Origin of the sequence: Microbacterium sp. EST19A (assembly GCF_019969685.1) — a bacterium.
In the GTDB taxonomy this organism is placed as follows: Bacteria; Actinomycetota; Actinomycetes; order Actinomycetales; family Microbacteriaceae; genus Microbacterium.
Genome location: NZ_JAHXYZ010000001.1, coordinates 1944510 through 1963872, shown reverse-complemented (window position 1 = coordinate 1963872; position 19363 = coordinate 1944510). Strand labels below are relative to the sequence as shown.

The window sequence follows — 19363 nt, the reverse complement described above, 5'->3', positions numbered from 1 at the left end:
CCCGAAGGAGGTCGCGGATGCCGCGGGATGACGCTGCGCGTCTCGGCGCGCTCTACGACGCGCATGCGGCGCCGATCTGGCGCTACGTCGTGCACCTCACCGGCGACCGCGCGGGGGCAGACGATGTGGTGCAGGAGACCCTGCTCCGCGCCTGGCGGACGCCGCGCATCCTCTCCGACGACCCGGAGTCCACGCGTTCGTGGATGTACACGGTGGCCCGTCACCTCGTCGTGGACGAGGTGCGCAGCGCCCACCATCGCCGGGAGATCGCGATGGACGAGCCTCCGGAGGCGTCGGTCCGCGACGCCACCGACGCGATCTTCGACGCGATCCTGATCGAGGAGGCGCTCGCGGCGCTCTCGGAGCCCCATCGCGAGGTCGTCGTCCGGGCGTATTACCGTGGCCTCACGGTCGCGGAGATCGCCGAGGAGCTGACCATCCCCGAGGGAACCGTGAAGTCGAGGCTGCACTACGGCCTCCGCGCTCTGCGCCTCGGTCTGCAGGAGAAGGGAGTGACGCGATGAACGCCGACCACGCGCGCTACAACGAGTGGGACGCCGCCTACGTGCTCGGAGCCCTCAGCGCCGCAGACCGCGCGGAGTATGAGGCGCACCTCTCGCAGTGCCCCGAGTGCCGTGCGGCCCTCGGGGAGGTCGCGCCGACGCTCGGCCTTCTCTCACGGGTCGCTCCCGAGCGGGCCGAGTCGCTGCTGCGGACCGCGGATGCCGAGACTCCCACCCCCGAGACTCCCGGCCCCGAGCATCGCGCGCGCGTGCTGTCGCTCGCCGCGGCGCGCGCGCGTCGACGTCGCCGCGCCTGGGTCGCGGGGATCGCCGCCGCCGCGGCGATCGTCGTGGCCGCGGTGGCCGTGCCGATCGTGTCGGCGCAGCTGCGGCCGCCCTCGACGACCATCGCGCTGGACCAGGTGGTCGACGCGCCGCTGACGGCCACGGTCGACCTCACGGATGTCGCGTGGGGAACCAAGATCGACATGGCGTGCGACTACGGCTCCGAGGGCGATGCCCCCGCGAACGGGTGGGCGTATGCGCTGGTCGTGGTGAGTGATGACGGTGTCGAGAGCGTGCTGTCGACGTGGCGGGCGCACCCGGGAACGACGGCACGCCTGAGTGCGGGCACCGATCTGTCGGCATCCGAGATCGCCGCGGTGGAGATCCGCTCGGTCGATTCGGGCAACGTGCTCATGCGGTCTTCCGTCGACGTGTCCTGAACCTTTCGCCCGCCGCTCTCGTGTTCCTCGTGACCGCACCCGCGGTCCTGCACAGGAGGTCCACAATGCTCTCGAGAGTCTCGAAGACCGCGGCGATCGCCGCTCTGCTCATGACGTTCGTCGTCTCCGGATGCTCAGCGTCCGGCGGCAGTACCGGTGGGGGAACGGACGACACGGGGGGCGCGTATGGCCAGTCCTCGGAGTCGAGCACCCCTGCTCCCAGCGAGGACTCCGGCGGGGCCGCACTCGCGGTCGCCGACTCGGACCTCGGGGAGATCGTCGTCGCCCCTGACGGGAAGACGCTGTACATGTTCGACAACGACACCCAGGGTTCCGGCGAGAGTTCGTGCTCCGGCGACTGCCTGACGAACTGGCCGCCCTTCACCATCGACGGCGATGCCCCCGCGGTCGAGGGAGTGACCGGCGAGGTCGGAACCATCACCACGGCCGCCGGCGACACGCAGGTGACGCTCAACGGCTGGCCCCTGTACTACTTCGCCGGCGACGCCGCCGAGGGCGACGTGAACGGTCAGGGAGTCGGCGGCGTCTGGTGGGTGCTCTCCCCCGCCGGTGAACGCATCGCCGACTGAGCGCAGCACGAGCCGGCCTGTCGCCCGCCGCGTCAGATGAACATGACGCGGTGGGTGGGGTGGTCGGTGTAGTGGCGGCCGAGGGGGCTGTGCCAGGTGATGGTGCCGTCGGGTTCTTGGGTGGCGGTCCATCGGTGGGCATCCGGGATGTCGGGGGGTTTGAGGGTGTGGTGGGCGCGGCAGAAGTGGGCGAGGTTGTCGATCCGGGTCTTGCCGCCTCGGGCGTGGTCGTGGTTGTGGTCGATGTCGCACCGGTGCACCGGTGTGCGGCAGCCGGGGAATCGGCAGTGCTGGTCGCGGGCACGCAGGAACCGGCGCATCTGCTCGGTCGGTGTGTAGGTGTCGGTCTGGGTGGCCATCCCGAACCGGTCCAGCAGGAGGCGGGACCAGCCGGTATTTCGCCCGGCGAGGAGCCGGGCGATGTCCGGGTGGAGGGGCCCGTGTCCGTCGAGGTCGGCGAGGCGGTCGTCGGCCCCGGCGAGAGTGGTGCCGGCGACGGTGACCTGGATCCGGCCCTGGATGTTCTCGAGCCCGGTCCCGTGGACGGTGCTCGGGTCGGCGGCAAGCAGCAGGTCCGCGAACAGATCCGCCTGGATCTGGTCCCAGGTACGCGTGTCCTCGCTTACGTTGCCGGTGTCCGCATCGGCGCCGGCGCTGTCTATGTCGAGGTCGAAGTCGATGTCTGACTCGGGGTCGGTCGCGAACGTGTCGTCGCTGACGATCTTGCCCTCGTCACGGCCGACGTTGCGGTCGCGGTCGCGGTCAACGTCGGTGTCGGTGTCGGTGTCGGTGTCGGTGCCGATGTCGCGGGCGGGCTGCTCGTCGGCGTCTTCACGAAAGACATCGCGTGCTGCACGCGCACCACGACTCTTGCGGTTCCGTATGACCTGCCGTGCCATCTGCGCCAGCCGGTCGGCGATCGCGACCGCCACCCATTCCGGCAACACCGCCGTTAACAACGCCAACCCGTCCCCGACGGACCGCACCTTCACACCCCGCTCCCCGGCCGCACGCTTGTGCCGCTCCGCCACCGTCTCACCCACCAACGCCGCCGCAACCTGCTTCGCATGCGCCGCCGTCCGTGCCGCCGTCTCCCGCTCCGCGAACACCAATACGGCCGCCTCGTAGAGCCCCATGACGTCGGCATCCACTCGCCGATTGCGGATCGCCTCCGACACGATCGCGCTCGCCCGACAGATCTCCCGCACATGCCCCGCACTGACCCGCCCCACCGCGAACGCCGCCCGCACCGCAGGCAAGTCCTCACTCACCGTGCGGGCATCAGCGAACGCGAACTCGACAGACCCTTGCGGGATCCGAGCCGCAGCAGAGAACTCCGCGACCATCGATCGGTGCATCGCATCCCGGTGATAGCCATTCCCCACGACATCCCTGTCGTGAATCGCGATCCGCTCGCCGAGCAGGTCCATCGCCTCGCATTCCAGAACCGCGGCCTGACGCTTCTTCTCCACCCACGCATCCAACACACGACAACGCTCCTCGAGATCGAGGTCGAAATCCGTGCACTGCTGAGCCATGACCCCAGTTTAGAACGTATGTTCGAATCAGGAACGGCTCAGCTCACGAGAATATCGGTCAGTCCCCCTCGATTCTCACCGCTCGACGTTCGCCAGCATGACCTCACCAGCGCCCGTACCGGCGCTCCCACTCGTCTTCGATCGTGCGCCGCCGCCCTGCGACGATGCCCGCGGGGATCGCCGCGACCAGGACGGCACCGACGACGATGAGCGGCACCTGCCATCCGTCGGTGGTCTCATGCAGCAGACCGACCAGCAGCGGGAAGACTGCGGCGATCGCGTACCCGATGCTCTGCACGAAGCCGCTCAGCGCGACGGCACTCTCGGGCGTGCGGGCGCGGATGCTGAGCAGCACGAGGCTGAGCGGGAACATGATCGCCGAGAGGCCGAAGACGCACACCCACAGCGCCAGCGCGGCGGTCGGCGCGAACAGCAGTCCGAGAACGCCGATGAGCCCGGCCACGACCCCGACGAAGAAGAGCGGCCGCGTCGCCTGATACCGCACCACGAGGATCGGAACCAGCATCGAGCAGGGCAGACCGATCAGGGCGAAGAGAGAGAGCAGGAAGCCCGCGGTGGCGGGTGTGACGTCGCCGATGTCGACGAGCATCGTCGGCATCCATGCGAAGGAGACGTACGCCATGGTCGACGATGTCGCGAACACCAGCGCGAGCGCCCAGGCCAGCGGCAGCCGCCACAGGCGGGCGAAATACCGCGGATTCGCGGGGGCGGTCGAGATCGGTCCGGTCGCGACGGCCACGGCATCCTGCAGGTCGTGACGACCGTCGGTCGGATCGAGCTCCTCCGTCTCGGCCGGCGCCGGCATCGGGTTCGACCGCTCGCGCAGAAGCAGCGTCACCCACGGCACCAGCGCGATCGCGGCGAAGAGGCCCCACATGCCCAGGGAGACGCGCCAGCTGAGCGCGTCGGCCACCGGCACGGCGACGAGCGGCGGCAGGAACGTCGAGACCGCCAGCGTCGTCGAGTACACCGTCATCATGACGCCGATGCGGTCGGGGAAGTACTTCTTCACCAGCGGAGGCAGCAGCACGTTCCCCGAGCCGACGCCGGCGAACACGAGCGCAGTCGCCGCGAGAAGGCCGACCGAGTCGAACGCGAGCCCGCGCAGCAGCATCCCCAGGGCCATCAGCGCGATCGCGGTCACCGCGACGCGTTCGAGGCCGAACCGCCGTTCGAAGAGCGGCGTGAGCAGACCGAAGATCGCGAAACAGACCGGCGGCGCCGCGCCGATCAGCCCGACGGCGACCGGAGAGACCGGGAAGTCCTCGGCGATGTGGTCGATGACCGGCGACAGCGAGGCGACGGCGGACCGCAGCGAGAACGCGACGAGCACGATCCCGACGAGTGCGAGCGCACGGCCCTGCCACAGCGGCCGGGCCGTCACGAGGTCTGCGACCCCTCCACCCAGGCGAGGTATTCGTCGGAGACGGTGCCGGTGACGTACCGGCCGTCGAAGCAGCTCATGTCGAGATCTGTCAGAGCGGAGCCCTCGATGATCGCGGCCTTGAGGTCTTCGACCTCCTGGTAGACGAGGTGATCGCAGCCGAGCTCCTCCGCGATCTCGGGGATCGTCCGGCCGTGCGCGATCAGTTCGTGACGCGACGGCATGTTGATGCCGTAGACGTGCGGATGCCGCACCGGCGGCGCCGCGGACGCGAAGGTCACCGAGGCGGCGCCGGCATCCCGCGCCATCTGGATGATCTCCTTCGAAGTGGTGCCGCGCACGATGGAGTCGTCGATGAGGAGCACGTTCTTGCCCTGGAACTCGGTCGACATCGCGTTGAGCTTCTGGCGCACGCTCTTCTTGCGCACGGCCTGCCCCGGCATGATGAAGGTGCGGCCGACGTAGCGGTTCTTGTAGAAGCCCTCGCGGTACTCGATGCCGAGCTTGCGGGCGACCTCCATCGCGGCGGGCCGTGACGAGTCGGGGATCGGCATGACCACGTCGATCTTGTCCATCGGCACATGCTTGGCGATCGTGTCGGCGAGACGATCGCCCATGCGCAGCCGCGACTCGTAGACCGAGATGCCGTTCATGACCGAGTCAGGACGCGCGAGGTACACGTACTCGAACGCGCACGGCGCGAGGTGCACCTCGGGCGCGCACAGCTTGCTGTAGAGGGTTCCGTCGTTCGTGATGAAGACGGCCTCACCCGGCTCGACCTCGCGGACGATCTCGTAGTCGCCGTTCTCGAGCACGAGGGACTCGCTCGTGACGACCCACTCGTCGCGGCCTTCAGCGCCTGCGACCGTCGACGGCCGGCGCCCGAGGATGAGCGGACGGATGCCGAACGGGTCGCGGAATGCGAGGAGACCGTATCCGGCGATCACGGCGATCACCGCGTAGGCGCCCTCGATGCGCGCCTGGGTGCGGGCGACCGCCTCGAAGACGCGCTCGGAGTCGAGGTCGACCGCGGAGGTCGTGGCCTGCAGCTCGCCCGCGAGCACGTTGAGCAGCAGCTCGGTGTCGCTGGAGGAGTTGAGGTGGCGCCGGTCGCGCTTGGCCATGTCGGCGGTCAGCTCACGCGTGTTGGTGAGGTTGCCGTTGTGGATGAGGATGATGCCGTAGGGCGCGTTCACGTAGAACGGCTGCATCTCCTCCTCGTTCGACGCGGTGCCCTTGGTGGCGTAGCGCACGTGGCCGAGGCCGACGTTGCCGAGGAGGGCCCGCATGTCACGCGTGCGGAACGCCTCGCGGACCATGCCCTGCGCCTTCGCGTTGTGCATGACGCCGTTGGCCTCCGCCGTGGCGATGCCCGTCGCATCCTGGCCGCGGTGCTGCAGCAGCAGGAGTGCGTCGTAGATGTCCTGATTGACCGGGGCAGAGCCCACCATTCCGACGATGCCGCACATGGGCTCTTACTTCGCTCCGTCCGCGTAGGCGCCGACCAGGCGCACCGCTCCACCGTCGACGCCTTTGGCGCCCTGTTCGAATTCGCCGGCCGGACGCGCGCCGAAGCCGACGGTCCCGACCTGCCACGAGGGCATGCCCTCGGCGTTCAGTGCCGCGATCGCGGCATCCTTCTTGTCAGCGGCGATGATCGCGAGGAATCCGATCCCGAGGTTCCAGGTGCCCTCGGCCGACTCCAGCGTGGAGCCGGCGATATCGCTCAGCACGCGGAAGACCGGGCTCGGCGACCACGTGCTGCGATCGACTTCGGCCCAGCTGCCCTGCGGGAGCACACGTGCGAGGTTCGCCGCGATGCCGCCGCCGGTGACGTGGCTCAGCGCGTGCACTCCCCCGGGCAGCGCATCGATCAGGCGCAGCAGCGGCAGCGTGTACAGACGCGTCGGCTCGAGGAGCGCCTCGCCCCAGGTCACGCCGAAGTCGGCGGCGTTGTCGCCGTAGCCGATGCCCGCGCGGGTGACGATGTGACGCACGAGCGAGTAGCCGTTGGAGTGCAGCCCGCTCGAGGACACCGCGATCACCGCGTCGCCGTCCTGAACCCGATCGGCGCCGAGGATGGCGTCGGCTTCGACGACTCCGGTCGCCGCGCCCGCCACGTCGTAGTCGCGCGGCCCGAGCAGACCCGGGTGCTCGGCGGTCTCGCCGCCGACCAGCGCCGTGCCCGTCGCCGAGCAGGCGTCGGCGATACCGCGGACGATGTCGGCGATGCGCTCGGGGACGACCTTGCCGCACGCGATGTAGTCGGTCATGAAGAGCGGCTTCGCACCCACCACGACGATGTCGTCGACGACCATCCCGACCAGGTCCTGGCCGATCGTGTCGTGCTTGTCGATCGCCTGCGCGATCGCGACCTTCGTGCCGACCCCGTCGGTGCTGGTCGCGAGCAGCGGGCGACGGAAGTCGCGCAGCGCGCTGGCGTCGAACAGGCCGGCGAATCCACCGACACCGCCGAGCACTTCGGGGCCGTGCGTCGCGCGCACGGAAGACTTCATCAGCTCGACGGCAAGATCACCTGCAGCGGTGTCGACGCCGGCTTCGGAATAGGGATTGGTGGGGGAGGCAGCCACCCGTCCAGCCTACCGCCCACGACCGACCCGGCTCTCCGCCGAAACAGACCTCGGACCATGACCCCGCTCCCGCCTACGATGGGGCCATGGCCGACAAGCCGCAGTGGCTCATCCGCGAAGACGCGAGCGTTCCGGTGCTCGTCGCGCTCGCGCTGCGCCAGATGCTCGGGATCCGGGTGCCGGAAGACCTCCCGAGCCTTCGCGAGCTCGCCGTACGCGCACCGGATGCCGTCGACGCCTCGGATGCTGTGGAGGAGCAGTGGCGGCAGTACTGGGACATGACGGTCGAGCCGCGTGCCCATCCGTCGGAGGTGCCGCTCGAGCTCATCGACGGCTTCGACACGCTCGTCGCCCTGCCCGCGACCGGCGCTGCCGAGCTGGGCGCCGCGATCGCGCCCCACGGCGAATCGGCTCTCCGCTATGCGCGCGCCGCGCATGACCGCTACGTGCACTCGATGAAGAGCAACACCGGCGGCGACGCGTACCGGGCCTACGCGAGCGCCATCGCGGAATTCGAGCGCGAAGTCGGCCGGCGAGCGCACTCGTTCGAGCTGAACGTGCAGGTGCTGCCGTTCTCGCAGCGCGGCATCTGGTGGATCGGCGCCCTCACCGTCGCCGTGACCGACGGACTCCGCCGCGATGTCGTGGCGTTCGATGCCGCCATCCGTCCGGTGATCGCCGAACTCGCGTAGCGCGAGCCGGCGAGGTCGTCACCCCTCCGGGGCGAACGAGCCGATCTGCCGGTCCAACGGCACCGTGCGCTCGACGGTCACGTCTCCCGTGTGCGCGGTCGTCACCGTCTCGATGAGGACGATCTCGACCTCGCTCTCGGCGACGGGATTGTGGCGCACGCCGCGAGGCACGACGAAGAACTCCCCCGGACCGAGGCGGACCTCCCGATCGCCCTCGAGCTGGATGAGAAGGTCGCCCGAGACGACGAGGAACATCTCGTCCTCGTGCTCGTGGGCGTGCCAGACGAGCTCTCCGAGCAGCTTGGCCACCTTGATGTACTGGTCGTTGACCTGACCGACGACCCTCGGCGTCCAGTGGTCGGTGACCAGCGCCAGTTCCGCCGCGATGGACGTCGCGCTGAGGACGGACAGGCCGCTGCCCCCGATGTCGGTGCCTCCCACAGGACTAGTCCGTCTCGACGACGGTCTCGCGGTCGACCCTGACCACGCGGTCGTGTCGACGGGCGACGCGTTCGAGGATGATGCCGACGACACCGCCGAGTGCGAGACCGATCGGCGCGGTCCACAGCAGCAGGAATCCGAAGACCTGGGCGGGCGGATAGACGACGTCGAGCGCCTGCGACTGCTCGAAGCTGCCCGCCCAGGTGAGCAGGGCAGCGGCGATGACGCCGACCACCACGCCGATGCCCATGAACACGCCATAGCGAGGCACGCGACGCACGGTCGCCTCGACGGTCTGGTGGGAATCGGTGGGAGCCATGTGTCCATTCTCCCACCGTTGCGATCAGCCCGCAGCCCGTGTGCCCTGGCGCTTTGCAGGTCGAGATCACGGATGCAGGTCGAGATCGTCGATCTCGGCCTGCATCCGTGATCTGGTCCTGCATCTGTACCCGGACGGCCCGAACGGATCAGACCTCCGTCGTCGCCTCCGCCGACTCACCCGTGCGACCACGGCGCGCGATGAGCACACCACCCGCCGCGGCGAGCGCGACGACGACGAGCCCGCCGACGATCCACGGCCACACCGGAGCACCCTCCGTGATGGCCGGTGTGGTCGCCGCGGTGACCGCTGCGGTCGCGTCCGAGTCGGTCTCGTCCTCCGCCGGCGCCGCGACGCCGCACTCGGCGTCCACCGGGATCACCGCGGTGACCGGGTCGAGCGCCTCGCCCGCGGCGTAGGTGCCGAATGCGGCGGAACCTGCCTCGGTGAGCCTCGTCGGAACGGCATCCAACGACAGGACTCCGTCGACCACCGCGGCGTCGCCGAGCGCGAACTCCGCGAGACGCACGCCCTGCTGGTCGACGCTGGCGCCGTCCTGCGTGGTGCCCGTCACATCGAACACGAGGTACCCGGTGTCGCCGGCGAGCTCGACGCGGGCGTCGGCCAGCGTGGTGTTGAGCGCGCCCTCATGACCCGTGAAGGTGATGCTGCCGCCGTAGGTGACGAGGCCTGCGAGGGTCTCGTCGTCGAACGAGCCGGAGCCGTTCGCCCAGACGTAGTCCGGGTACTGGTACGCCACGTCGGTGAGCGTCCAGCCGCCCTTCGCGATGCCCTCGATGTAGGTGCGGAAGGACTCCTTGTACCCCCACTTCAGCGTCGCCCCCTCGACCGTGCACGCACCGATCGCGGTGACCGCGCGGGTCAGTGTGAACGCGAGGCCGCGGTCGACCGAGCCCTGCAGGGTCAGGGTGTGCGGGCCGTCCTCGAGGCTGGCCGGCAACGTGCCCGACCAGGTCGCGACGCCAGTGGCATCCGCCGTCACCGTCTCGAGCAGCACCGGCGTCGAGTAGACGACGACCTGGATTCCGTCCTCGTTCGGCTGGAAGCCGGCGGCGGAGATCGTCGCCGCGCTGCCGGCCTCGAGGGCGGCGAGGTTCTCGTCGTCGATCACGATGCCGTCCGTCGCGGGCGGAGTCGACGGGAGCGTCGCCTTCGCCTTGACGGATGCCGCCGCCACCGTGCCCGTCGTACCGGCCGGCGCAGCCGCCGCCGAGCCGATCGTGAAGGTGACCGGGTTCAGCGCGGTCGGGTTGCCCGACAGGACGCGGTCGCGCCCGGCATCCGTCAGCGTCGCGGGAGCGGCGATGTAGCTCACCGCACCGGCCCCCGTGGTGCGCCCCGCACTGCCCAGGTCGAGCGTGGCGAACGCGATCTGCGCTCCACCGCTCGACACGTACAGCGTCGCGGCGTTCGCCGACGTCACGCGGATCACCGGGTTCGCGATCGTGACGTCGAGCACGCCGTGGTGCCCGGTGAAGCGCACGGCGCCGCGGTACGCGACGCTGCCGAGGCCGGTCGCGACATCGAAGTCCCCGCCGACCGACTGGCCGAACTGGAACTGCCCGCCCGAGCGCGTCGCTCCGTCGGACACGGCGATCGAGCCCTGCGCGATCGGACCTGTGATGTAGTTCACGAACGACGAGGAGATCGCCCAGCGGAGCGAACCCCCGGGGACGTTGGCCGGCGGGGTCACCGGGGTCACCGGCGGCTTCGGCTCCTCCGGCTTCTTGCCGAGCAGGGCGTCCCATTGCGCCTCGGTGATCGTCACCGTGGACCGGGCGAGCATCGTGTCGGCGTTCGGCATCGTGTGCTGCTGCCAGACGATGACCTCGTAGGTCTTCGTGCGATCGAGCGTGGCGGCGGCCGTCGTGAGGTCGACGCTGAATGCGCCCCAGGTGACGTTCCGGACGAACTGCATCGCGAGGAAACCGCCGCCCGCGGTGACATCCGCCTCCGTTCCCGCCTCGATCAGCGCGACGTAGGCGCCGGTGATGTCTCCGAGATTGGCCGCGGCGGCGCTGACGGTCAGCCCGTCCGCGGCCGTCGCGGTCTTCACCGTGGTGGTGACGGATGCCGAAGCGGGGAAGATCTTGTCCCATTCGCTGTCACTCACCGCGACGGTTCCTCGGGCGAGGATCGTGTCGGCGTTCGGCATCGTGTGCTGCTTCCACACAATCACCTCATAGGTCGTCGTGCGGTCGAGGTCGGCCGCCGCCGCGGTCAGATCGACCGTGAACGCGCCACCCGAGACCGGACGCACGTACTGCATGGCGAGGAAGCCGCCGCCGGCGGTGACATCCGCCTCGGTGCCCTCCTCGATCAGCGCGACATACGCCCCCGTGATCGCGCCGAGCTTCGACGCCGCGGTCGTGACGGTCAGGCCGTCGGCAGCCGTGGCCGCCTTCACGGTGTTCGTGACGACCGGCGTGATCGCGTAGTCGAGGGCGACGCTGCGCTCCTGGTCGGCGTTGACGACGCCGCCTGCGCCATAGGTGTAGACGCCGTAGGAGCCGGGGGATGCCGCGGCATCCTTCAGCGTCAGCGTGGCCTGGAACGTGCCGTCCGCGGCGATGTCCACCCACTGCGCGCGGATCGCGGCCTGGTATTGCGCCGGCACCTGGTCGAGCACGCTCTCGGCGAGCGCCCATGCCTGCGCGCCGACGGAGCGCGTCGACGACGCTGCACCCGTGGACGGCTGCCAGGTCGAGGCGAAGTTGCCGAAGACCACGTAGGTGCCCTGGGGAAGGTTCGACGGGATCGGAGCCCCGCGGCCGCCGACGTTCGCTGTCGGGTCGTAGCCCGAGCCCTTCACGACGACCTTGTCGCCGGCCTTGAGCGCGACGCCCTCCGCGGGAGTCGTCCCGTCGGCGAGGAACACCGAGATCGACGGCGAGACCGGCTCCGGGGCGATGGCGTCCCAATCCGCGTCGCTGATCGCGACGGCCGAGCGGGCGAGGATCGTGTCGGCGTTCGGCATCGTGTGCTGCTTCCACACGATCACCTCGTAGGTCTTCGTGCGGTCGAGGTCGGCCGCCGCCGCGATCAGATCGACCGTGAACGCGCCGCCCGAGATGCCGCGCACGTACTGCATCGCGAGGAAGCCACCACCCGCGGTGACGTCCGCCTCCGTCCCCGTCTCGATCAGGGCCGCGTACACACCCGTCGCCGCACCGAAGTCCGTACCCGCGACGGTCGCGGTGATTCCGGATGCCGCGGGGGAGACCGCAGAGGTCACGGAGATCTTCGGGGTGATGGCGTAGTTCAGGGCGACGCTGCGCTCCTGGTCGGCGTTGACCACGCCGCCGGCGCCGTAGGTGTAGACACCGTAGGACCCGGGCGTCGCCGCCGTGTCCTTCAGCGTCAGTGTCGCCTGGAACGTGCCGTCCGCGGCGATGTCCACCCACTGCGCGCGGATCGCTGCCTGATACTGCGCCGGCACCTGGTTCAGGACGCTCTCCGAGAGCGCCCATGCCTGCGCGCCGACGGAGCGCATCGACGACGCCGCACCGGTCGAGGGCTGCCACGTCGCACCGAAGTTGCCGAAGACCACGTACGTGCCCTGCGGAAGGTTCGACGGGATCGGGACGCCCCGACCGCCGACGTTCGCCGTCGGGTCATAGCCCGAGCCCTTCACGACGACCTTGTCGCCCGCCTGGAGCGCAACACCCTCGGCAGGAGTCGTCCCGTCAGCGAGGAACACCGAGATCGCCGCGGATGCCGGGGGCGTGCCCGGGTCGGTGCCGGGGTCCGTACCGGGGTCGGTGCCCGGGTCCGTACCCGGGTCCGTACCCGGGTCCGTACCCGGGTCCGTGCCGGGGTCCGTACCCGGGTCCGTGCCGGGATCCGTGCCCGGGTCCGTTCCCGGCGCCGCACCGAAGACGGCATCCCACTGCTCGCCGGTGATCCCGACGTCGCCGCGGGCGTAGATCGTCGTCGCGTCCGGGTTCGAGTGCTGCTTCCAGACCAGCACCTCGTAGGTCTTCGTGCGGTCGAGCGATCCTGCCGCGGCCGTGAGGGTGAACGAGCTCGCTCCCGCGCTCACCGCGGGGAACGGCATCGCGAACGCCGCGTATCCGCCGCCCGCCGAGATCGACCCTTCGGTGCCCTTGACGATGAGCGCGGCGTAGGCCCCGGCGACGTCCGGGAGTCCGGATGCCTGCACCTGCACGGTCACGCCCGACGGCGATGCGGCGGTGACGGTCGAGGTGACGCTGCCGTCGGCGGCGTGCGCGGGAGCGGCCACCACCGCTCCCGCGGCGACGAGGAGGAAGGAGATGAGGGCGGCGATCAGCACGCGGAGGCGGCTGCTCGTTCTGAGGGCGATTGCTGTGTCGTTCACGGGTTCTCTCCGGACCCCGGGGCACGCGGACACGCGCGCCGGCGGTGCCGCAATGCAGTCGGGCGAAGGGATGAGGATTGGTTAGGCTTAGCTAAGTAAGCCCACCTTCCTGAGCGTAGGGGGCTGCCTCGGACCGCGTCAAGTTTTAGGATAGCCTTGCCTAATGCGACGCGTTCTTGCCCTCTTCTTCGCAGCCGCTCTCGCCGTCGGGCTCACCGCGTGCGCGGAGCCGGGCGCGACCGCAGCCGCGCCGTCGGAGTCTGTGGATGCCTGCCCGCAGGCATCCGTCCCCCTCGCTTCTCTCGACCTGGTCGACGACGTGCGCGCCGTCACGGGAGGGTCGACAGCCTGCCTGCCGAACCACACGATCGAGCCGGTCGACGACGACACGGCACCCAAGCTGCCGGTGTCCGTCACCGACAGCGAGGGCCGTGCCGTGACCATCACCGACGTCGACCGCATCCTCCCCATCGACATCTCCGGGACGATCGCGTCGACCGTGTTCGCGCTCGGCCTCGGCGATCAGGTGGTCGGCCGCGACTCCTCCACCGACTTCGCCGGGACCGAGGACCTGCCGGTCGTCACGAAGACCGGTCACTCGCTGAACGCCGAGGCGATCCTCGAACTCGCGCCGACCGTCATCCTGACCGACACCACGATCGGCCCCAAGGAGATCCGCCAGCAGCTGCGAGACGCCGGCATCGCCGTCGTCGTCATCTCCAGCGACCGCCGCATCGACACGACCGATGAACTCGTCACCGAGATCGCCGCCGCGCTCGGCGTGCCCAGTCGTGGTGACGCCCTCATCGAACGGCTGAATGCCGAGCTCGACGCCTCCCTCGCCGAAATCGCCGACGTGGTGCCCGCAGAGGACGAGGACCGCGCCCGGATGCTGTTCCTCTACGTGCGCGGCAGCGCCAACGTCTATTACATCTTCGGCGAGGACTCCGGGGCGGACTCCCTGATCGACGCGGTCGGCGGGGTCGACGTCGCCGGTGAGATCGGATGGGAGGGCATGAAGCCGATGACGGCGGAAGCCCTCGTGGCCGCCCGCCCGGACGTGCTCGTGATGATGACGGACGGCCTGGAATCGGTTGGGGGCATCGACGGCCTCATCGAGCGGATCCCGGCGGTCGCCGAGACGCCGGCCGGCGCGAACCGTCGCGTGATCGACATGGCCGACAGTGAGATCCTCAGCTTCGGACCGCGCTCCGCCGAGGTGATCAGCGCTCTCGCTCGCGCCCTGTACGCCCCCGAGCCCGCGAAGTGACCGCCGAGGTCGTCACCTCGACGCCGGCCAGGCATCGGGGGCTGCGGTTCGCCCTGGTGACCGTCGGTCTGATTGTCGCGCTCGTGATCACCTGCATCGCGTCGATCACCAGCGGGCAGTACGACCTCTCCCCGACCGATCTCATCGGCGTGCTCCTGCACGGCGTGGGGATCGACACCGCCTGGGCACCCGCCGCCTCGACGGATTACGGCGTGATCAACAGCATCCGGATGCCGCGACTCGTGCTCGGACTCCTCGTCGGCGCCGCGCTCGCCGTCTCGGGGGTGCTGATGCAGGCGATCTTCGGCAACCCGTTGGCGGATGCCGGCGTGGTCGGGGTCTCGTCGGGCGCGGCCCTCGGCGCGGCCGGGAGCATCACCTTCGGCCTCGCCACCTTCGGGATGTGGACGACGCCCGCCTTCGCGTTCCTGGGCGGCCTCGCGGCCGTACTCGCGGTCTACTTCATCAGTCGCTCCGGCGGACGCACCGAGGTCGTGACCCTGCTGCTCACCGGCATCGCGATCAACGCCATCGCGGGCGCGGGCATGGCGTTCTTCACCTTCCTCGGGACGACCTCGACGCGTGAGCAGATCGTGTTCTGGCAGCTCGGCTCCCTCAACGGCGCTCTGTGGGCGAACATCCAGCTGGTCGCTCCGCTCGTCGGCATCGGCGTCGTCGCCGCCCTCGTCGTCGCGCCGACGCTCGACCTCTTCGCCCTCGGCGAGCGCACGGCCCGGCACCTCGGGGTGAACGTGGAGCTGCTGCGGATGGCCGTCATCGTGACGGTCGCGATCCTGGTCTGCGCGGCCGTCGCCTTCGCCGGCATCATCGGATTCGCGGGTCTCGTCGTGCCCCACCTGATGCGGATGATCATCGGGCCGGCGCATCTCCCCCTCGTGATCGCGTCTGCTCTGGGTGGTGCTCTGCTCATCGCCGTGGCCGACCTCGTCGCCCGCACCGCCGTGCCCTTGGCCGACCTGCCGATCGGGATGATCACGTCCCTCGTGGGCGGACCGTTCTTCCTCTGGCTCCTCGTCCGGACCCGCCGACGCTCGGGAGGATGGGCATGACCGTGCGGCTGCGGGGCGAAGACCTGACGGTGCGCGTCGGCGAGGGGCGCAGCATCCTCGAGAACGCCACGATCGACATCCACGCCGGCGAGGTACACGCCCTCGTCGGGCCGAACGGGGCGGGCAAGACCACGCTGTTCGGCGTGCTCGCGGGCGACGTCGCCACGGAGTCGGGCGAGGTCAGCCTCGACGGTCAGCCGATCGGCGAGCTGCGCCCGAGGATTCTCGCCCGGCAGCGAGCGGTGCTCCTGCAGGAGAACACGGTGACGTTCCCGTTCAGCGCCGAGCAGGTCGTGCGCATGGGGCGCACACCGTGGGCGCGCACGCCCGCCGCCGACGAGGACGACCTCGTCGTCGCCTCCGCGATGGACCTCACCGAAGTGACCGCTCTGCACACGCGTTCCGTGACCTCGCTCTCCGGGGGCGAGCGCGCCCGCGTCGCCCTCGCCCGGGTCATCGCTCAGAGCACCGGCATCCTGCTGCTCGATGAGCCGACCGCAGCGCTCGATCTCAAGCACCACGAGGACGTGATGCGTCTGATCCGGGCGCGAGCGGATGCCGGGATCGCCGTGGCCATCGTGCTGCACGACCTGAACGCCGCGCTCGCGCACGCGGATCGGGTGACCCTGCTCTCCGAGGGCCGTGTCGTCGCATCCGGACCGGCCGCCGAGGTCCTGACGGCGGCGCGCATCCAAGAGGTCTACGGGCAGCCCGTCGACGTCTTCCCGCACCCCGTCACGGGCGTGCCGCTGGTGGTCGCGCGCCGCTGAGGTCCCGCGGGATGGCTCAGGCGCCCGGGGGGCCGTCTCCGACGAGGGGAATGCCGTCGTCGTCGAAGCGCACGCCTTCGGCGATCAATCGCTCCTTCGCGGCGTGATGCACGACACCCCGTCGGGGCGGGTCGAACTCGAGGAGCTCCAGGAGGATGGCGCGCGTCGCGTTCGCGTGCTTCGCGACCTCGATGCGCACACCCCAGAACCGATCGGATGCGAAACGGGTCAGGGCTGCTTCGTCGGCGGCCGGATTCATCGCCGCCACCGCTCGGATCCCCTGATTCGGGTCGAGCGCGAGCTGCGCGAAATCCTCGGGCGTGCGCGCGCTGCGAGCCCGTGCGTAGCGACGCTCCTCATCGGCGATCTGCTCGGGCGACTTGCGCTTTCCCATCGCGGTCCCTTCGTCCGTGCAGCACAGGCTACCCGGTGCGTTCGACGGTCTTCCGGTCGCCTGGGATCCCAGACTTGGGTCCCTGAGCTTGTCGAAGGGGCTCAGCCCCGGTGCTACGGCCGCAGCGGCAGCACGTCGACGAGGCTGGCGCGGGTGCCTGAGGCGGCGATGCGTCCTGCCGTCTCGGCATCCGTCCAGACCTCCGCACCGGTCGCGACGGCGATCCAGGTGGCGGCATCCATCTCGACGACGTTCGGCGGGGTGCCGCGCGTGTGCCGAGGACCCTGGATGACCTGCACCGCACCGAACGGCGGCACCCGCACCTCGACGCTGTTGCCCGGCGCCTTCTCGTCGAGCAGCTGCAGCAGGTACCGCACCGCGGTCGCGAGGTCGGTGCGCTGCGGTGTCGTGCCCGCGGCATCCGCGGCGCGTACGGCGTCGAGAGCCGTGCGTCCGGTGATGATGTCGATCTTGCGGGAAGGCATGAGATCGAGGGTACGCCGCCGGTCGCCCGGGCGCCTCGCGAGGGGATGGGCGCTTCGCGAGGACGAATGCCGCGAATCCGTCCTCGCGAAGCGCACGAATCCGCGCGACGCGCACGCCCCTTTCGTCACTGCAGCAGGCATAGGCTCGACTCGATGACCCCCGATCCCGACACCCTGCATGGCGCACGCGCCGAGCTGCTCGCCACCGCGCAGCGCACTGACGGGTGGACGCGGGGCTTCCCCGCGGTATTCGACGGCGCCCACCCGGCATCCGTCCTGGTGCTGTTCGGCCGGCTCGACAGCATCCCGGCGGAGACCGACGAGTTGACCGTGGCCGCCGATCTCGATGTGCTGCTGCAGCGCCGCGCCGCCACCCTCTCGTCGCATCCGGGGCAGGTCTCGTTCCCCGGCGGACGACGCGAGGAGCAGGATGCCGACGCCGTGGCCACCGCGCTCCGCGAAGCCCAGGAGGAGACCGGCCTCGACCCGTCGGGCGTCGAGGTGCTGGCGACGCTGCCCGAGATCCCGCTCGCGGCGAGCAACCACCTCGTCACGCCGGTGCTCGGCTGGTGGCGGTCGCCCTCGCGCGTCGTCGCGGTCGACCATGCCGAGACGGTCGAGGTGTTCCGCGTGCCGGTCGCACAGCTGCTCGACCCCGAGACGCGGTTCACGTCGACGCTGCACCGCCTGGGGCAGACCTTCCGGGGTCCGGCGTTCGATGTCGACGGCACGATCGTCTGGGGCTTCACCGCCATGGTGCTCGACGCCCTCTTCGATGCCGCCGGCTGGACCCTCCCGTGGGATCGGACGGACGAGCGGCCGATCGAGCTCTGAGCCGAGGACTCGCGCACCGAAACGCGACGGCCACCCTCGGTAGGCTGGACCGGTGAAGATTCTCGTCCTCGGTTCCGGTGCCCGTGAGCACGCGATCATCCTCGCCCTGCGAGCGGAGCAGGCGGAGCACGAGATCTTCGTCTCTCCCGGCAATGCCGGCATCGCGCAGGATGCCACCCCCGTCTCGGTCGATCCGCTCGACGGTGCGGCGGTCACCGCGTTCGCCAACGAGCACGCGATCAACCTCGTCGTCGTCGGCCCCGAGGCTCCGCTGGTCGCCGGCGTCGCGGATGCGCTGCGTGCGCACGGCGTACCGGTGTTCGGCCCCGGCAAGGCGGCGGCTCAGCTCGAGGGCTCGAAGGCGTTCGCCAAGCGGGTCATGGATGCCGCGGGCGTGCCGACCGGCCGCGCGGTGCGCGCCTCCCGCACCGCCGACGTCGAGGCCGCTTTCGACGAGCTCGGCGCGCCGTATGTGGTCAAGGCCGACGGACTCGCCGCGGGCAAGGGCGTCATCGTCACGTCCGACCGCGCCGAGGCTCTCGCGCACGCCGAGCACTACCTTCCCGCAGGCCCGGTGCTCGTGGAGGAGTTCCTCTCCGGTCCCGAGGTGTCGCTGTTCTTCCTGAGCGACGGCGACACCGTCCGCGCGCTCAGCCCCGCGCAGGACTTCAAGCGCGCGCTCGACGGCGACGAGGGCCCCAACACCGGCGGCATGGGCGCGTACTCGCCGCTGCCGTGGCTCGCCGAGCAGTTCGGCAGCGAGCAGGCCTTCGTCGACGAGGTCACCCGCGACGTCGCCCTCCCGGTGATCCGTCAGCTCGATGCCGAGGGCACCCCGTTCATCGGACTTCTCTACGCCGGGCTCATCCTCACCCCCGCCGGTGTGCGCGTCATCGAGTTCAACGCCCGGTTCGGCGACCCCGAGACGCAGGTCGTGCTGCCGCGGCTGGTCACCCCGCTGTCGGAGCTGCTGTTCGCCGCGGCATCCGGCACTCTCGAGGACCAGCCGGAGCCCGTCTTCCTCGACGACGTCGCGATCACGGTGGTGCTCGCGAGCGAGGGCTACCCGGAGGCACCGCAGACCGGACGCCCGATCGAGGGACTCGCGGATGCCGCCGCCGTCGAGGGCGTGCATCTCGCGCACGCCGCGACCGCGAGCCCGGATGCTCCCGGCGGATCACTCGTCGCCTCGGGCGGACGCGTGCTGAGCGTCGTCGCCGTGGCATCCGACTTCCGCACCGCACGCGAGCGCGCCTACGACGCAATCAGCCGCATCGCGCTCGACGGCTCGCACCACCGCACCGACATCGCGGCCCGCGTCGCGGAGTAGTCCGGCGGATTCCTGACGAATCCTCCCGGGATTCCTGCCATCTTCC

18 protein-coding genes are annotated in these 19363 nt (G+C 70.3%); 9 read left to right on the top strand and 9 right to left on the bottom strand.

Annotation, left to right across the window (positions count from 1 at the left end; all coding sequences use genetic code 11):
- Positions 1-17: 17 nt before the first annotated feature.
- The 3 genes from LC452_RS09715 to LC452_RS09705 all read left to right on the top strand — a co-directional run bounded on the left by LC452_RS09715 (position 18) and on the right by LC452_RS09705 (position 1818).
- Positions 18-524 carry a sigma-70 family RNA polymerase sigma factor gene (locus LC452_RS09715; RefSeq protein ID WP_223624578.1) on the top strand — a complete coding sequence of 169 codons (507 nt, stop codon included), beginning with the start codon at positions 18-20 and terminating at the stop codon, positions 522-524.
- Positions 521-1228: a zf-HC2 domain-containing protein gene (locus LC452_RS09710; RefSeq protein WP_223624576.1), complete on the top strand. Its 708-nt coding sequence runs from the start codon at positions 521-523 to the stop codon at positions 1226-1228. Before LC452_RS09715 ends, LC452_RS09710 begins: the two co-directional genes overlap by 4 nt.
- Positions 1229-1293: 65 nt before the next feature.
- Positions 1294-1818 (top strand): hypothetical protein, encoded by a 525-nt coding sequence (locus LC452_RS09705; protein WP_223624573.1) that lies wholly within the window; start codon positions 1294-1296, stop codon positions 1816-1818.
- A gap of 32 nt (positions 1819-1850) precedes the next feature.
- Here LC452_RS09705 and LC452_RS09700 read toward each other — a convergent pair whose 3' ends face one another.
- The 4 genes from LC452_RS09700 to purM form a co-directional block, all read right to left on the bottom strand.
- Positions 1851-3356, bottom strand: a complete 1506-nt coding sequence (locus LC452_RS09700) for an HNH endonuclease signature motif containing protein (RefSeq protein WP_223624571.1) — start codon at positions 3354-3356, stop codon at positions 1851-1853.
- Between the two features lie 103 nt (positions 3357-3459).
- Complete coding sequence (locus LC452_RS09695; protein WP_223624569.1) at positions 3460-4761, bottom strand: CynX/NimT family MFS transporter; 1302 nt, start codon at positions 4759-4761, stop codon at positions 3460-3462.
- Positions 4758-6230, bottom strand: a complete 1473-nt coding sequence (gene purF / locus LC452_RS09690; RefSeq protein ID WP_223624567.1) for an amidophosphoribosyltransferase — start codon at positions 6228-6230, stop codon at positions 4758-4760. Before purF ends, LC452_RS09695 begins: the two co-directional genes overlap by 4 nt.
- Positions 6231-6236: 6 nt before the next feature.
- Positions 6237-7352 carry a phosphoribosylformylglycinamidine cyclo-ligase gene (gene purM, locus LC452_RS09685; RefSeq protein WP_223624565.1) on the bottom strand — a complete coding sequence of 372 codons (1116 nt, stop codon included), beginning with the start codon at positions 7350-7352 and terminating at the stop codon, positions 6237-6239.
- An 86-nt stretch (positions 7353-7438) separates the two neighbouring features.
- On the opposite strand from purM, the gene LC452_RS09680 reads away from it, so the two are divergent.
- Positions 7439-8044, top strand: coding sequence for a zinc-binding alcohol dehydrogenase (locus LC452_RS09680; protein ID WP_223624564.1), 606 nt, complete (start codon positions 7439-7441; stop codon positions 8042-8044).
- 18 nt (positions 8045-8062) lie between these two features.
- On the opposite strand, the gene LC452_RS09675 is transcribed toward LC452_RS09680, so the two are convergent.
- From LC452_RS09675 to LC452_RS22075, 3 genes are all read right to left on the bottom strand, one after another.
- Positions 8063-8485, bottom strand: coding sequence for a cupin domain-containing protein (locus tag LC452_RS09675; protein ID WP_223624562.1), 423 nt, complete (start codon positions 8483-8485; stop codon positions 8063-8065).
- 4 nt (positions 8486-8489) lie between these two features.
- Positions 8490-8804, bottom strand: coding sequence for a potassium transporter Trk (locus LC452_RS09670; protein ID WP_223624560.1), 315 nt, complete (start codon positions 8802-8804; stop codon positions 8490-8492).
- 148 nt (positions 8805-8952) lie between these two features.
- Positions 8953-13164 (bottom strand): HtaA domain-containing protein, encoded by a 4212-nt coding sequence (locus LC452_RS22075; protein WP_223624558.1) that lies wholly within the window; start codon positions 13162-13164, stop codon positions 8953-8955.
- A 163-nt stretch (positions 13165-13327) separates the two neighbouring features.
- Between LC452_RS22075 and LC452_RS09660 the strand changes: the two genes are divergently transcribed.
- From LC452_RS09660 to LC452_RS09650, 3 genes are read left to right on the top strand one after another with little or no spacing between them, the layout of a single operon-like run.
- Positions 13328-14434: a hemin ABC transporter substrate-binding protein gene (locus tag LC452_RS09660; RefSeq protein ID WP_223624556.1), complete on the top strand. Its 1107-nt coding sequence runs from the start codon at positions 13328-13330 to the stop codon at positions 14432-14434.
- A complete protein-coding gene (locus LC452_RS09655; protein ID WP_223624555.1) occupies positions 14431-15504 on the top strand; it encodes an iron ABC transporter permease in 1074 nt (357 codons plus the stop codon). The genes LC452_RS09660 and LC452_RS09655 overlap by 4 nt, the downstream gene beginning before the upstream one ends.
- Positions 15501-16274: a heme ABC transporter ATP-binding protein gene (locus tag LC452_RS09650; protein ID WP_223624554.1), complete on the top strand. Its 774-nt coding sequence runs from the start codon at positions 15501-15503 to the stop codon at positions 16272-16274. Before LC452_RS09655 ends, LC452_RS09650 begins: the two co-directional genes overlap by 4 nt.
- Before the next feature lie 16 nt (positions 16275-16290).
- Here LC452_RS09650 and LC452_RS09645 read toward each other — a convergent pair whose 3' ends face one another.
- Both LC452_RS09645 and LC452_RS09640 read right to left on the bottom strand, forming a co-directional pair.
- Positions 16291-16668 carry a hypothetical protein gene (locus tag LC452_RS09645; RefSeq protein ID WP_223624553.1) on the bottom strand — a complete coding sequence of 126 codons (378 nt, stop codon included), beginning with the start codon at positions 16666-16668 and terminating at the stop codon, positions 16291-16293.
- Positions 16669-16781: 113 nt separating this feature from the next.
- The gene (locus LC452_RS09640) at positions 16782-17153 is read right to left on the bottom strand and encodes a sterol carrier family protein (protein WP_223624552.1); all 372 of its coding nucleotides are present in this window, start codon (positions 17151-17153) and stop codon (positions 16782-16784) included.
- Positions 17154-17306: 153 nt separating this feature from the next.
- On the opposite strand from LC452_RS09640, the gene LC452_RS09635 reads away from it, so the two are divergent.
- Both LC452_RS09635 and purD read left to right on the top strand, forming a co-directional pair.
- The gene (locus tag LC452_RS09635) at positions 17307-17987 is read left to right on the top strand and encodes a CoA pyrophosphatase (protein WP_223624551.1); all 681 of its coding nucleotides are present in this window, start codon (positions 17307-17309) and stop codon (positions 17985-17987) included.
- Between the two features lie 52 nt (positions 17988-18039).
- On the top strand, positions 18040-19317 hold the full coding sequence (purD, locus tag LC452_RS09630; RefSeq protein ID WP_223624550.1) for a phosphoribosylamine--glycine ligase: 1278 nt from the start codon (positions 18040-18042) through the stop codon (positions 19315-19317).
- Positions 19318-19363: the final 46 nt, after the last annotated feature.